Origin of the sequence: Dorea formicigenerans, from assembly GCF_025150245.1 — a bacterium.
GTDB classification, from domain to species: Bacteria; Bacillota; Clostridia; order Lachnospirales; family Lachnospiraceae; genus Dorea; species Dorea formicigenerans.
Window position 1 is genome coordinate 1492133 of sequence record NZ_CP102279.1, and the last position, 13299, is coordinate 1505431.

At 42.2% G+C, this 13299-nt stretch carries 13 protein-coding genes; 12 read left to right on the forward strand and 1 reads right to left on the reverse strand.

What is annotated here, in order from left to right:
• Nucleotide 1: 1 nt before the first annotated feature.
• The 5 genes from recG to NQ560_RS07395 all read left to right on the forward strand — a co-directional run bounded on the left by recG (nt 2) and on the right by NQ560_RS07395 (nt 4229).
• Nucleotides 2–2032 (forward strand): ATP-dependent DNA helicase RecG, encoded by a 2031-nt coding sequence (recG, locus tag NQ560_RS07375; protein ID WP_005332860.1) that lies wholly within the window; start codon nt 2–4, stop codon nt 2030–2032.
• Between the two features lie 56 nt (nt 2033–2088).
• On the forward strand, nt 2089–2295 hold the full coding sequence (locus tag NQ560_RS07380) for an alpha/beta-type small acid-soluble spore protein (protein WP_005332859.1): 207 nt from the start codon (nt 2089–2091) through the stop codon (nt 2293–2295).
• Nucleotides 2296–2535: 240 nt separating this feature from the next.
• Nucleotides 2536–3087, forward strand: coding sequence for a 16S rRNA (guanine(966)-N(2))-methyltransferase RsmD (gene rsmD / locus NQ560_RS07385; protein ID WP_005332857.1), 552 nt, complete (start codon nt 2536–2538; stop codon nt 3085–3087).
• 9 nt (nt 3088–3096) lie between these two features.
• The gene (gene coaD, locus NQ560_RS07390; RefSeq protein ID WP_005332855.1) at nt 3097–3591 is read left to right on the forward strand and encodes a pantetheine-phosphate adenylyltransferase; all 495 of its coding nucleotides are present in this window, start codon (nt 3097–3099) and stop codon (nt 3589–3591) included.
• Nucleotides 3591–4229 carry a hypothetical protein gene (locus tag NQ560_RS07395; RefSeq protein ID WP_005332854.1) on the forward strand — a complete coding sequence of 213 codons (639 nt, stop codon included), beginning with the start codon at nt 3591–3593 and terminating at the stop codon, nt 4227–4229. The genes coaD and NQ560_RS07395 overlap by 1 nt, the downstream gene beginning before the upstream one ends.
• 84 nt (nt 4230–4313) lie before the next feature.
• Here the strand turns inward: NQ560_RS07395 and NQ560_RS07400 are convergent, their stop codons facing one another.
• On the reverse strand, nt 4314–5261 hold the full coding sequence (locus NQ560_RS07400; RefSeq protein WP_005332852.1) for a nucleoside recognition domain-containing protein: 948 nt from the start codon (nt 5259–5261) through the stop codon (nt 4314–4316).
• Between the two features lie 156 nt (nt 5262–5417).
• Between NQ560_RS07400 and NQ560_RS07405 the strand changes: the two genes are divergently transcribed.
• From NQ560_RS07405 to NQ560_RS07435, 7 genes are all read left to right on the forward strand, one after another.
• Nucleotides 5418–6863 (forward strand): aminoacyl-histidine dipeptidase, encoded by a 1446-nt coding sequence (locus NQ560_RS07405; protein ID WP_040015455.1) that lies wholly within the window; start codon nt 5418–5420, stop codon nt 6861–6863.
• 201 nt (nt 6864–7064) lie between these two features.
• Nucleotides 7065–7811, forward strand: coding sequence for a M23 family metallopeptidase (locus NQ560_RS07410; RefSeq protein ID WP_005332850.1), 747 nt, complete (start codon nt 7065–7067; stop codon nt 7809–7811).
• 63 nt (nt 7812–7874) lie between these two features.
• Nucleotides 7875–9260, forward strand: a complete 1386-nt coding sequence (locus NQ560_RS07415; RefSeq protein ID WP_005332849.1) for an RsmF rRNA methyltransferase first C-terminal domain-containing protein — start codon at nt 7875–7877, stop codon at nt 9258–9260.
• Nucleotides 9257–9973, forward strand: coding sequence for a pseudouridine synthase (locus NQ560_RS07420; RefSeq protein WP_040015454.1), 717 nt, complete (start codon nt 9257–9259; stop codon nt 9971–9973). The genes NQ560_RS07415 and NQ560_RS07420 overlap by 4 nt, the downstream gene beginning before the upstream one ends.
• A 23-nt stretch (nt 9974–9996) precedes the next feature.
• Nucleotides 9997–11898, forward strand: a complete 1902-nt coding sequence (locus tag NQ560_RS07425; protein WP_005332847.1) for a YgiQ family radical SAM protein — start codon at nt 9997–9999, stop codon at nt 11896–11898.
• A 47-nt stretch (nt 11899–11945) separates the two neighbouring features.
• Nucleotides 11946–12707: an SDR family NAD(P)-dependent oxidoreductase gene (locus tag NQ560_RS07430; protein ID WP_005332846.1), complete on the forward strand. Its 762-nt coding sequence runs from the start codon at nt 11946–11948 to the stop codon at nt 12705–12707.
• A gap of 9 nt (nt 12708–12716) precedes the next feature.
• Nucleotides 12717–13295, forward strand: a complete 579-nt coding sequence (locus NQ560_RS07435) for a hypothetical protein (protein ID WP_005332839.1) — start codon at nt 12717–12719, stop codon at nt 13293–13295.
• The last annotated feature ends 4 nt before the right edge of the window (nt 13296–13299 follow it).

The following is a 13299-nucleotide window of genomic DNA, read 5'->3' on the forward strand; positions in this document are numbered from 1 at the left end:
TATGATTGAACAGAGTAAGATTCATGAAATAAAAGGCGTCGGGGAGAAAACGGAGAAGCTGTTTGCAAAACTGGGAATTTATACAGTTGGTGACCTTCTCAGGTATTATCCGAGAAATTACGACGTGTATGAGGAGGCCGTCCCTATCGCAGAGGTAGAGGACGGTCGAACTGTTACTGTAACAGGAATGATTTTCGGGCGTGTGCAGGTGGGTGGAAGTCGTAACTTACAGGTGACGACCATTTACGTAAAAGATCTGACGGGGACGATCAAAGCAGTCTGGTTTCGTATGCCGTTTCTTAAAAATACGCTGGCAGGTGGTGGTCAGATTACCTTGCGCGGCCGGGCTGTGAATCGGCGGGATGGACTTGTACTGGAACATCCGGAAATCTTTTATCCAAGTGAAAAATATGAAGAAAAACTGCATACACTACAACCGATTTATAATCTGACAGCAGGCCTGACGAACAATGCGATTTCAAAAGCTGTTAAGCAGGTCGTAGAAAGCCTTGATCTTACAAAAGAGCATTTGCCTGAAGAAATCCGTCTGCATTATCAGTTGGCAGAATATAATTATGCCATTCGTGGTATTCATTTTCCGGAAGATAAAGAAGTCTTTTATCATGCAAGAGAACGGCTTGTATTTGAAGAGTTTTTACAGTTTATACTTGCAATCCGGAAACTAAAAGACAGCAATAGCCGCATGGATAATGAATATGTGATTCCATTGGATTTACGGACAGAGGAGTTTCAAAAAGCGTTACCATTTGAACTGACCGGGGCGCAGCAGAACGTATGGAGAGAAATCCAGCAGGACATGGCATCTGAGCATGCCATGTCAAGACTTGTGCAGGGAGATGTAGGGTCAGGTAAAACAATCGTTGCAGTATTAGCGCTTCTTAATACCGCATTAAAAGGCTATCAGGCGGCAATGATGGCACCGACAGAGGTGCTGGCAAGACAACATTATGAATCGATCACCAGTCTTTTTGAAGCATATAATATTCCGATAAAAGTAGTGCTTTTGACAGGTTCGATGACGGCAAAAGAAAAACGCAGAGCTTACGATCGGATCGAGTGCGGACTTGCGAAGATCATCGTGGGGACGCATGCACTTATTCAGGACGCAGTTTATTATGATAATCTGGCACTTGTAGTGACAGATGAACAGCATAGATTTGGAGTAAAACAAAGAGAGTCATTTGCAAAAAAAGGCGGTGTTCCGCATGTTCTTGTTATGAGTGCGACACCAATCCCGAGAACCCTTGCAATCATTTTATACGGAGATCTTGATATTTCTGTGATAGATGAACTTCCGGCGAACCGTCTGCCTATTAAGAATTGTGTGGTAGACACCAGTTACCGGCAGACGGCCTACACATTTATGAAAAAGCAGATTGCAGAAGGAAGACAGTGTTACATTATCTGCCCGATGGTAGAAGAAAGTGAAGCTATGGAGGCGGAAAATGTGACAGATTATTCCAGAATGCTGCAAGAAGAAATGGGGACTCAGATTGTAGTTGATCATCTTCATGGGAAAATGAAGCAGGCAGCAAAAGACGAGATTATGGAGCGTTTTGGACGTAATGAAATCCAGATCCTTGTGTCAACGACAGTTATTGAGGTTGGAATTGATGTGCCTAACGCAACCGTTATGATGATTGAAAATGCAGAGCGTTTCGGACTGGCGCAGCTTCATCAGCTCCGCGGTCGTGTTGGACGAGGAAAATATCAGTCTTATTGTATTTTTATGACCGGCTCAAAGGCAAAAGAAACAAAAAAACGTCTGGAAATTTTAAATAAAACGAACGATGGATTTAAAATCGCAAGCGAAGATTTAAAACTTCGCGGTCCGGGAGATTTGTTTGGAATCCGTCAAAGCGGACTTATGGATTTTGGACTGGGAGACATTTATCAGGACGCGGCAATTTTGCAGAAAGCGAACGAAGCCGCAGAATGGCTCTTAAAAAATAATCCTGAATATGTCCAGCAAATTCCAGATTATGAAGGAACTTCTAGTGTAATAATTTAAATCCTCCATATACTAACAACGTAACAAAAACAAAGTTACAAAAGGAGGAGTATAAAATGGCAAATCGTTCATCTAACAAAGCAGCAGTTCCAGAGGCAAAAGGAGCACTGGACAAATTCAAGTATGAGGTAGCAACAGAACTTGGAGTACCATTAACAGACGGTTACAATGGTGATCTGACTTCCAGACAGAATGGATCAGTTGGTGGTTATATGGTAAAAAAGATGATTGAACAGCAGGAAAAACAGATGGCCGGTAAATAATATTTAACGGTAACAGAACAAAGATGAAATGGGGATATGACAAGAAAAAGTTGTATCCCTAATTTCATGGAGTCAGTGTCAGAATTTTGCATAGAATACAGTACATCGGGGAATCGGATTGACATTTCCATGGGACAAATTTATAATGAACGAGAAACTAAGAAAAATTTACGAAAAATATAGATAAAAATAGATGAAATAGTATAAAAAAGAACTGATAAAGATAAAGAGGAATGTGATATGAGAGTAATTGCAGGAACAGCCAGACGTCTGCAGCTTAAGACACTGGATGGAATGGATACAAGACCTACAACAGACCGGATAAAAGAAACATTGTTTAATATGATTTCGGCAGAACTCTATGATAGTAATTTTCTGGATCTCTTTTCCGGAAGCGGCGGGATTGGGATTGAGGCGCTGAGCCGCGGGGCGGCAAATGCGGTATTCGTAGAGAAGAATCCAAAAGCTATGAAGTGCATACAGGAGAATCTGGAATCTACAAAATTAAAAGACCGGGCAAAGACGATGCAGATGGACGTATTTGCGGCGCTTTCGAGACTGAATGGTGAGTGGAAGTTTGAGTATATATTTATGGATCCACCGTATAATCACGAATGGGAAAAGCAAGTGCTGGAATTTCTCACTGATACGACTTTGCTGGCGGATGACGGAATTATTATCGTGGAAGCATCGAAGGAGACAGATCTGTCTTATGCAGAAGAACTGGGCTATTCCATAATAAAAGAAAAGATGTATAAGACAAATAAACACATTTTCCTGGAGAAAGAATAAGGAGCAGTTATGAAGAGAGCAATTTATCCCGGAAGTTTTGATCCGGTTACATATGGACATTTGGATATTATCAGAAGATCCGCACCGCTTGTGGACGAGCTGGTCATCGGAGTATTGAATAATAATGCAAAAACCCCGTTGTTTTCCGTAGAGGAACGTGTTAAAATGTTAAATGAGGTAACACGGGATATGACAAATGTAATCGTAGTCCCATTTGATGGGCTGCTGGTAGAATTTGCCAAAAAGATGGATGCCTGTATGATAGTTCGAGGACTCAGGGCGATCACAGATTTTGAATATGAGCTTCAGATGGCTCAGACGAACCATAAACTGGAGCCAAGTGTTGAGACAGTTTTTTTAACGACAAGCCTGGAGTATTCTTATCTGAGCTCTACCATAGTAAAAGAAGTAGCTTTCTATCATGGAGATATTTCAAAGTTTGTTCCCGATGTTGTGCGAGAAAGAATAAGGGAGAAAATGAATCAAAAAGGAGAGTGTAGATAATGAGCAGCCGTATTGAGCAGATCATTGAAGAAATCGAGGAATATATTGACAGTTGTAAGTTTCAGCCACTGTCTACATCAAAAATTATTGTAAATAAAGATCAGATGGACGAGCTCCTTCGTGAGCTTCGTATGAAGACACCAGATGAAATCAAGCGTTATCAGAAGATCATTGCAAATAAAGATGCAATCCTTGCTGATGCACAGGCAAAAGCGGACAGCATGCTGGAGGAAGCGCAGATTCATACGAATGAACTGGTGAGCGAGCATGAAATTATGCAGCAGGCATACGCACAGGCGAATGAGATTGTAACTGCTGCCACAGAGCAGGCACAGGAGATTCTTGATAATGCAACAAGCGATGCGAATGAAATCCGTATCGGAGCTATGCGTTATGCAGATAATCTGATGGCGAATGCAGAAGGAATCATCGGACATACACTGGACAGTTATACAACCAAGTATGATAGTCTTGTGAATTCTCTTCAGGAGTGCTATGACATGGTTCGTAATAACCGTGCGGAGCTGGATATTCCGGATCAGCCGGTAGCAGCACAGAATGAAGATCAGGGATATGAGCAGGAAGAAGAACCAGCAGAGGATGCATTCCCGGATTTTGACCTGGACAGTGAGGAGTAGATTCTTTATCCTGTACGAAGATTTGTTTACAGATTCTCAATTAAGAGTCAGGAATTGCTACAGATGTGAGTGCAAACACAGTTTTTAGGTTGAACGTATATAAAGATAAGCAAACAGACTGGTCACCAGAGCGGTGACCAGTTTTTTTCTTGCATAGGAGTTGAGAGAAAGTCCGCTTCCATTTATCATGCTGCCTGTCTGAAAAAGTGCACACCAGCCGCCGAAAGCAGTGTGTCCCATACAGAGGCTATAATAGATAGGAAAAGACAGAGGGATGGTCTGGGCGGTTATTGTTTTGTTTAAGAGAGCGCAGCCGTTAGTTAGTTCTAAAGATGGCAGAAGAAATAACTGATAAAACGGGTGTGAAAGCGGGAGCTTTTGGAGTAAATTTAAAATGACGGAAAAAAGGATAATATATCCGCCGATTTTAACGATAGCCTCAGAACTATCCATAAGACAGAAATCGAGAGAACATGAAGGAATTTTTGAAATAGTGAATGGAGATGTAATGTCTGTAGTGTTCGATGATGCGAAATGTTTCTTTATGCGAAAGAAAAAAGTTAGTAGGATTGGCGTTCCGTATAAGATCAGCACAGATGGGAAAATGAGTCTGGGGTTCTGAAAATATCCGAGAACAATATAATGGATGAGGAATGCAGGGCTTGTATTATTGCAAAATGACAGTAGATAAGAAGCTTCTGCTTTTGAAATCTGCCTTGCATGAAAGAGATCGGCGGTAATCTTTGCCCCCATAGGATAACCACACAGAAATCCTACAATAAAAGCGAAGGAACCTTGGGCGGAAATGCCGAACAGACGGCTTATCACAGGAGCAAGGAGTTTGTTTAAAAGTGAACAGGCACAAGAGTCAAGAAGCAGGCGTGAAATGAGAAGAAATGGAAAAAGCGTTGGCAAAACAGTAAGGAACCAAAGTAGAAGTCCGGATTTTGCGCCTTCAAATACTTCAGAAGGAAATAAAAGCATCACAAAAAAGCATAGGATCAGAAAAAACTGAAAAAAATGATTTTTCATGGAACAAGCCTCCTGCTGAGCAAAATCTTAAAACTTAATTAACCATATGGAAATATTTGATTTTTTATGACAAATGATACATAATAGAGAAAAAAATTCGTGGTTGCGCAGATATGGGGTGACCACAAAAATTATTTCAAAGAGAGGGTTATAAACATGGTATTAGAAAATTTAGAACCAAAAGAAGTATTTCGATTTTTCGAGGAAATCTGCCAGGTACCTCATGGTACATTCGATACAAAGCGAATCAGTGATTACTGCGTAGCATTTGCAAAAGAAAGAGGACTTGCATGCATACAGGATGAGACGAATAACATTATCATTTCCAAACCGGGAACAGTGGGATATGAGAACAGTGAACCGGTCATTATTCAGGGACATATGGATATGGTATGCGAGAAACGTCCGGAATCAAATCATGATTTTAAGAAAGATCCGCTTGAACTGTATGTAGAAGACGGATATGTAAAAGCAAAAGACACTACACTTGGCGGTGATGACGGTATTGCAGTTGCTATGGCACTGGCGATTTTGGACAGCAAGGATATTCCGCATCCACCAATTGAGGCTGTGTTTACGGTAGATGAAGAGATTGGAATGGGTGGAGCAGAGAATATTGACTTGTCCGTACTTAAAGGAAAGAAGCTTATTAATATTGACTCTGAAGAAGAGGGAATCCTGACAGTTGGCTGTGCAGGCGGATTCGGATATAATACTGAGATTCCAGTCACACGCGAGAATGCAGAAGGAGAGAAAATCAGTATCCGTATCCACGGACTTCTTGGAGGACATTCCGGAGCGGAGATTCACAAACAGCGTGGAAATGGACATAAAATGATGGGAAGACTTTTGAATCACGTATCTTCGGAGACTGACATCCGCCTGATCAGCATTGCAGGAGGAACAAAGAACAATGTCATTTCAAGTGAGTGTAAGGCAGAGATCCTTGTGGCGAAAGAAGATGCTGATAAAGTAAAAGCTTCTGTTGCAGAGTTGAAAGCAACATGGGACAAGGAATTCCTTGGAAAAGAACCGGGACTTACTGTGGATGTTGAAGAAGAAAGTGTATCTGGTGTGGCAGTTATGAACGCGGAGAGTACAAAACGTGTGATCACATATTTTGTAATCTGCCCGAACGGAGTACAGTGTTATGACCGTGAACTGGAAGGGCTGGTTGAAACTTCCCTGAATCTTGGTATTGTAGAAACGACTAAGGACGCTGTAAAACTTGAAAGTCTTGTAAGAAGTTCTATGGAGAGTAAGAAAGCAGATATGAAAGAAATCCTGGATACTTGTGCACAGGCTGTCGGAGCTAACGGAAAGGTGCAGGGTGGATATCCTGCATGGGAGTACAAAGTAGATTCCGAACTTCGCAAAGTAATGGTAGAGACATTCGTAGAGCAGTATGGAAAAGAACCGGTTGTATCTACCATTCACGCCGGACTGGAGTGTGGACTTTTCCTTGGAAAGAAACCAGATTTGGATTGTGTATCTATGGGACCGGATCTTTTGGATATTCATTCCTTTAATGAGAAGCTGGATATTGCCTCTACACAGAGAACATGGGAATACTTAAAAGGAGTTCTTGCAAAATTAAAATAGGATAATGTGGTGTGTAGTATAAAAAAATCTACAGACATCATGGCAGTTTGAAAAATAAGAGAATATAAAAGTAGAACATATGGAGAAAGAATCTGTATGTTCTATTTTTATTTTTACCATCTGCAGAGGTGGGGGTTATTTTACATTTGATATAGTCATATAGTAGAAGAAAAATGTGCGGAAAATGAGAATAAAACTGAAATGAAGAAAAACAGGAATCTTAGAAATAAACAAGTGTATACCTGGCAGGTAAGCTTGAGGCTGTTTGCAATTCTGCTTGTGATAGCGCTACTGGATGCTGTTGGAATATCAATTTCATATACGTCCGGAAAACACATGACAGATCGAATGCTGACGTTGGCTGCGCAGCAATTTCGAGATAAATTTTTTTCGGAAGAACTGCGTCAGAATAAATACCTGTCTTTAACATGCAGGCAGGCGATGCAAAATGTGGAAAAAGAGGCCTTGTATTTCCCGATTCCAGAGTCTGATTTGGATAAATCCTTGAAAGTAAGTTTTGTGGACACCTGGCATATGGAACGTAATTATGGCGGAAAGCGGGTGCATGAAGGAACAGATCTTATGGCGGCTGAAAATAAACGGGGGCTGTATCCGGTGGTGAGCGTCAGTGACGGAACGGTGAAAAATAAGGGCTGGCTTGAAAAAGGGGGTTGGCGGATTGGTATCATAAGCGATAGTAGTACATATTACTACTACGCGCATCTGGACTCTTATACAAACCTGAAAATAGGAGATTATGTAAGAGCAGGAGAATTGCTTGGGTACATGGGAGACAGCGGTTATGGAGCAGAAGGAACGGTGGGACAGTTTCCCGTACATTTACATTTTGGGATTTATTTTTATGAAAATGGGAAAGAAATCAGCGTTAATCCGTATGAAGTGCTTTTGTTTTTAGAAAATAAAAAATTAATCTATTCATATTTCTAGAGTTATACACCCAGATATGCTATACTACATTATGTATGTTTATGTGCTGGAGGAGAAAAATCAATGAGATTGCCAGAGAATTTTGAAAAAAAGATGCGAGATCTTCTGAAAGAAGATTTTGACGATTATATTGCATGTTATGAAGAGCCACGTTATTATGGGCTTCGTGTAAATACGAATAAAATTTCCGTAGAAGAGTTTAAAAAGATCTGTCCGTTTGAAATCGAGCCGATTCCCTGGATTGAGAATGGATTCTATTATGACGGGGAGCATGTAACTCCGTCTAAACATCCATATTATTTTGCAGGGCTTTATTATCTGCAGGAGCCAAGTGCCATGACACCGGCAAACCGGCTTCCGGTGGAACCGGGAGACAAGGTGTTAGATGTATGTGCGGCACCGGGAGGAAAGGCTACGGAGCTTGGAGCAAAGCTTCAAGGGGAAGGAGTACTTGCGGCCAATGATATTAGTAATTCCAGAGCCAAGGGACTTCTGAAAAATATTGAGGTGTTCGGTATTGGCAATGTTCTTGTTTTAAGTGAAGAGCCTGGAAAAATGGAAAGCTATTTTACAGAGTATTTTGATAAGATTCTGATTGACGCACCGTGTTCCGGAGAAGGAATGTTCCGAAAAGATAAAAAAATGGTATCTGCATGGGAGGAGCATGGGCCGGACTTTTTCTGTAATATTCAGAAGAGCATTATCTTGCAGGCTGCTCGTATGTTAAAGCAAGGCGGAATGATGCTGTACTCCACCTGTACTTTTGATCCGAAAGAAAATGAGCAGGTCATCGAACATTTACTTAAGACCTATCCGGAATTTAGAATCTTGAAGATTGCGCCATATGAAGGCTTTGTTCAGGGAATGCCGGAAGTGACAGAATCACGGGATCCGTCGCTTGCGGATACTGTCCGCATATTTCCACATAAAATGAAAGGGGAAGGACATTATCTGGCACTTGTACAAAAGGGCGAACCGTGTGACCGTGTGAAAGGTGAACTGACCGGTGGAAAAGGAAAGAAGAAATTACCAGAGGAACTGGAAGAATTTTTAAATGATGTAAAGAAAGAAATCCGTACGGATCTTCTGGATATCCACGGCGAGCGTGTCTATGTAATGCCGGCAGGGCTTCCAAATCTTAAGGGACTTCGGTTCCTGCGTACCGGACTTTTACTTGGAGAACTTAAGAAAAAACGGTTTGAGCCAAGCCAGGCCTTTGCCATGACCCTCAAAAAAGATGATTATGAGAAGATTGTTGATCTGCCACTAGAAGATGATCGTGTGAGCCGTTATCTGAAAGGGGAAACACTGGATGTTGATGATTTGGTAGAGATGAAAGCAAAAGGCTGGTATCTGGTCTGCGTGGATGGTTATCCATTGGGATGGGGAAAGCTTGCTAATGGAACTTTGAAGAATAAATATCTGCCGGGATGGAGGTTGAATTCATGATCCGGTTAGACAAGTTCCTGTCTGAGATGGGCGTAGGAACCAGGCAGGAAGTGAAGCAGTATATTCGAAAAGGCAAAGTAGAGGTAGATGGCGAGATTGCAAAGCGCCCGGAACTTAAAGTGGACGAGACAAAAGCAAATGTTACACTGGACGGTGAACGAATCGGATATGCCTCTTATGTATACTATATGTTGAATAAACCGTCGGGGGTGGTGTCTGCAACAGAAGATAAACGCGAGAAGACCGTGATCGATTTGATCAAGGGACAGAAGCGGAAAGATCTGTTCCCGGTGGGTCGTCTGGATAAGGATACGGTGGGACTTCTTTTAATTACAAATGATGGAAATCTGGCACACCGGTTACTTTCTCCGAAACATCATGTGGATAAGTGCTATTTTGCAAAAGTGCAGGGGAACGTTACAAAAGACGATGCGGAAAAATTTGCAGAAGGTGTAAATATTGGCACAGAAGATGAACCGGAGATCACGATGCCGGGAAAACTCGACATTATAAAAAGTGATGATTTATCCGAAATACGTCTGACCATCCAGGAAGGAAAGTTTCATCAAGTAAAACGCATGTTCCAGGCAGTGGGAAAAGAGGTTGTTTATCTGAAACGGGAACGTATGGGCAGCTTGATTCTGGATGATAATCTGGCAGAGGGCGAATACCGCATGCTGACCGAAGAAGAATTAAAGAATTTATTATTTTGAACGCTACAAGTGAGGTATTATAGATGTCACAGGGATTTTTACCAATATGTAAAAAGGATATGGAAGAACGGGGCTGGGAACAGTTGGACTTTGTGTACATTTCAGGGGACGCTTATGTAGACCATCCATCATTTGGACCGGCAGTTATTACAAGGCTTCTGGAAGATTATGGATACAAGGTCGGAATCATCGCACAGCCGGATTGGAAAGATAAGAACAGCATCACCGTTCTTGGCGAGCCAAGACTTGCTTTTCTGGTATCGGCAGGTAATATGGATTCTATGGTAAATCATTACTCTGTATCAAAAAGGCGTAGAAGTACAGATGCCTATACTCCAGGCGGTGTTATGGGAAAACGTCCGGATTATGCGGTGACAGTCTATGGCAACCTGATCCGCCAGGTTTATAAAAAGACACCAATCATTCTCGGAGGAATCGAGGCGAGTCTTCGAAGACTGGCACATTATGATTATTGGTCCAATAAATTAAAACGCTCCGTGCTATTGGATTCCGGGGCGGATATTATTTCATATGGAATGGGTGAGCATTCGATCATTGAGATTGCGGAGGCGTTAGATAGTGGACTTAGTATTCAAGATATTACTTACATTCCGGGAACTGTGTGTAAGGTCAAGAGTCTGGACAGTGTCTATGAACCGACAATTCTCCCATCCTATGAGCAATTGAAAGAGGACAAGCTCAATTATGCAAGAAGTTTTTATGTGCAGTATTGTAATACAGATCCGTTTTCGGGGAAATGTCTCGTAGAGCCTTACAGCGATCATCTTTATGTTGTACAGAATCCGCCTGCAAAACCGCTTTCTCAGGACGAGATGGATCTGGTGTATGGCCTTCCGTATATGAGGACTTACCATCCGAGTTATGAAAAAGACGGAGGGGTTCCGGCAATCAAAGAAATCAAGTTCAGTCTGATCAGTAACCGTGGCTGTTTTGGAGGGTGCAGCTTCTGTGCCCTGACCTTTCATCAAGGAAGGATTGTGCAGACGAGAAGTCATGAGTCCTTATTAAAAGAAGCGAATGAAATGGTGAAGGACAAGGATTTTAAAGGATATATTCATGACGTTGGAGGCCCAACGGCAAACTTCCGTGCACCGTCCTGTGAAAAGCAGTTAAAATACGGCGTCTGCAAGGAAAAGCAGTGTCTGTTCCCGAAACCGTGTAAAAATATGAAGGTCGATCACCGGGATTACGTGGCACTTCTTAGAAAATTGCGTAAAATACCTGGAGTCAAGAAAGTTTTTATCCGTTCCGGAATCCGGTTCGATTACGTTATGGCAGATAAGGATGACACATTTTTAAAGGAACTGTGCCAGTATCATATAAGCGGGCAGCTTAAGGTTGCACCGGAGCATGTATCAGACGCAGTCCTGGAGAAAATGGGAAAACCGGAGAATTCTGTCTATAAGGGGTTTGTAAAACGGTATAAAAAAATGAACGAGCGTCTTGGTATGGATCAATATCTTGTGCCGTATCTAATGTCTTCTCACCCGGGGTCAACGTTAAAGGAAGCAGTCGAGCTTGCAGAACATTTGCGGGATCTTGGATATATGCCGGAGCAAGTACAGGACTTCTATCCGACACCGTCCACCATATCTACCTGTATGTATTACACAGGCGTAGACCCAAGAAATATGAAACCAGTTTATGTACCGAAGAACCCGCATGAAAAAGCAATGCAGAGAGCATTGATCCAGTACCGGGATCCGAAGAATTATGATCTGGTCATGGAGGCGCTTAGAAAATCCGGGCGCATGGATCTGGTGGGATTTGACCAGAAATGCTTGATTAAGCCAAGGAAAATCAAGTCAGACATGTCTGGAGTAAAAAGAAAGCAGAACTGCAAGAATTCAAAAAATGTAAAAAATAACAGAGGCGGAAACAATAAACGCCGAAAGAGCAGATAATAACAGCGAAAGTGATAATTGTAAACACTGCAAGAGGTGATAGGAGTATGATGAAGATAGCATTGATTACAGGGGCATCTTCCGGACTTGGAAGAGAATTTGCAAGGCAGATTCCAAAGCTTTATCAGAATCTGGATGAAATCTGGGTCGTCGCAAGACGGGCAGAACGTCTGAACGAACTGGAAATGGAATTAAAAGTTCCGGTGCGTATTTTTGACGGAGATCTGAACCAGGATTATATTTATAAAAAACTGGGAATAGCACTGGGAAAATCCCACGCCAATGTACGGATGCTCGTAAATGCGGCGGGTTATGGAAAGATTGGAACATTCTGCGAGTATGGCTGGAAGGAAGAAACCGGCATGGTAGATCTCAACTGCCGGTCACTGACAAGAATGACAGCACTTTGTCTTCCGTATATGCATTGTGGCAGCAGAATTGTGAACCTTTCATCAGCTGCAGCATTTGGGCCACAGCCTGGATTTGCAGTGTATGCAGCAACAAAATCTTACGTTTACAGCCTGTCCATGGCACTTGGCAGAGAACTCAAAGGAAGCGGTATTTATGTGACTGCCGTGTGTCCGGGACCGGTGGATACAGAATTCTTTGACCATACCGGAAAAGAAGTCGCAAGTGTGAAAAAGAAATTTCGTGCCGATGCGAAAGACGTGGTCAGAAAAGCTCTGATCGACAGCGTGAGAGGCAAAAAGATTTCCGTGTATGGTCTACCCATGAAAGCTGCCTGGGTGGCATCAAAAATTGTGCCGGACAGTGTGATCGTGGCAGTGATGGAGAAAATTGCAGAATAGGAGGTTCGCATGAAGAAAAAAGAAAAGGGACAGCCTGGTTATATTAAATGGAGAAAAGAAAAATACCTGATCGGAACGATTGCGGAGTTTGCAGTTGTCATAGCACTTGTCGTGCTTGGTTATGTGCAGACGAAGACCAAGCTGAATCTGCTCACGGTAGTTGCAGTCGTCGGGTGTCTTCCGGCATCAAAGATGCTGGTCGAATTTATTACCATTGCACCACATCAGAGTATAGAAAAAGATATTTATCAGGAAATCGAGGCGAAAGCGTCACTTTTAAAAAGAGTTTATGATCTTGTCATTACAAGTCCGGAGAAAGTGATGCCGGTTGACGCTATTGTGATTTCCGGGCATACAGTCATCGGTTATGCGTCGAATACAAAGACGGACGAGGTAACATGTGCCAGATATTTGAAGGACATGCTCAATGCAAATCATCACGAGAAAATGACGGTCAAGATATTCCACGATTACAAAGCATTTTTAAGCCGCGTGGAGGGCATGAATAATATTGTTGAGGTGGGACATACAGAGAACGGACGGGAGGACCGTGCAGTCCGGAAACTGATTTTGTCCACTTGTATGTAGAATT

Excerpts from the sequence above, each read along its gene's own strand:
- recG (WP_005332860.1), top strand. The coding sequence starts at position 2 with ATGATTGAACAGAGTAAGATTCATGAAATAAAAGGCGTCGGGGAGAAA.
- NQ560_RS07380 (WP_005332859.1), top strand. The coding sequence starts at position 2,089 with ATGGCAAATCGTTCATCTAACAAAGCAGCAGTTCCAGAGGCAAAAGGA.
- rsmD (WP_005332857.1), top strand. The coding sequence starts at position 2,536 with ATGAGAGTAATTGCAGGAACAGCCAGACGTCTGCAGCTTAAGACACTG.
- coaD (WP_005332855.1), top strand. The coding sequence starts at position 3,097 with ATGAAGAGAGCAATTTATCCCGGAAGTTTTGATCCGGTTACATATGGA.
- NQ560_RS07395 (WP_005332854.1), top strand. The coding sequence starts at position 3,591 with ATGAGCAGCCGTATTGAGCAGATCATTGAAGAAATCGAGGAATATATT.
- NQ560_RS07400 (WP_005332852.1), bottom strand. The coding sequence starts at position 5,261 with ATGAAAAATCATTTTTTTCAGTTTTTTCTGATCCTATGCTTTTTTGTG.
- NQ560_RS07405 (WP_040015455.1), top strand. The coding sequence starts at position 5,418 with ATGGTATTAGAAAATTTAGAACCAAAAGAAGTATTTCGATTTTTCGAG.
- NQ560_RS07410 (WP_005332850.1), top strand. The coding sequence starts at position 7,065 with ATGAAGAAAAACAGGAATCTTAGAAATAAACAAGTGTATACCTGGCAG.
- NQ560_RS07415 (WP_005332849.1), top strand. The coding sequence starts at position 7,875 with ATGAGATTGCCAGAGAATTTTGAAAAAAAGATGCGAGATCTTCTGAAA.
- NQ560_RS07420 (WP_040015454.1), top strand. The coding sequence starts at position 9,257 with ATGATCCGGTTAGACAAGTTCCTGTCTGAGATGGGCGTAGGAACCAGG.
- NQ560_RS07425 (WP_005332847.1), top strand. The coding sequence starts at position 9,997 with ATGTCACAGGGATTTTTACCAATATGTAAAAAGGATATGGAAGAACGG.
- NQ560_RS07430 (WP_005332846.1), top strand. The coding sequence starts at position 11,946 with ATGATGAAGATAGCATTGATTACAGGGGCATCTTCCGGACTTGGAAGA.
- NQ560_RS07435 (WP_005332839.1), top strand. The coding sequence starts at position 12,717 with ATGAAGAAAAAAGAAAAGGGACAGCCTGGTTATATTAAATGGAGAAAA.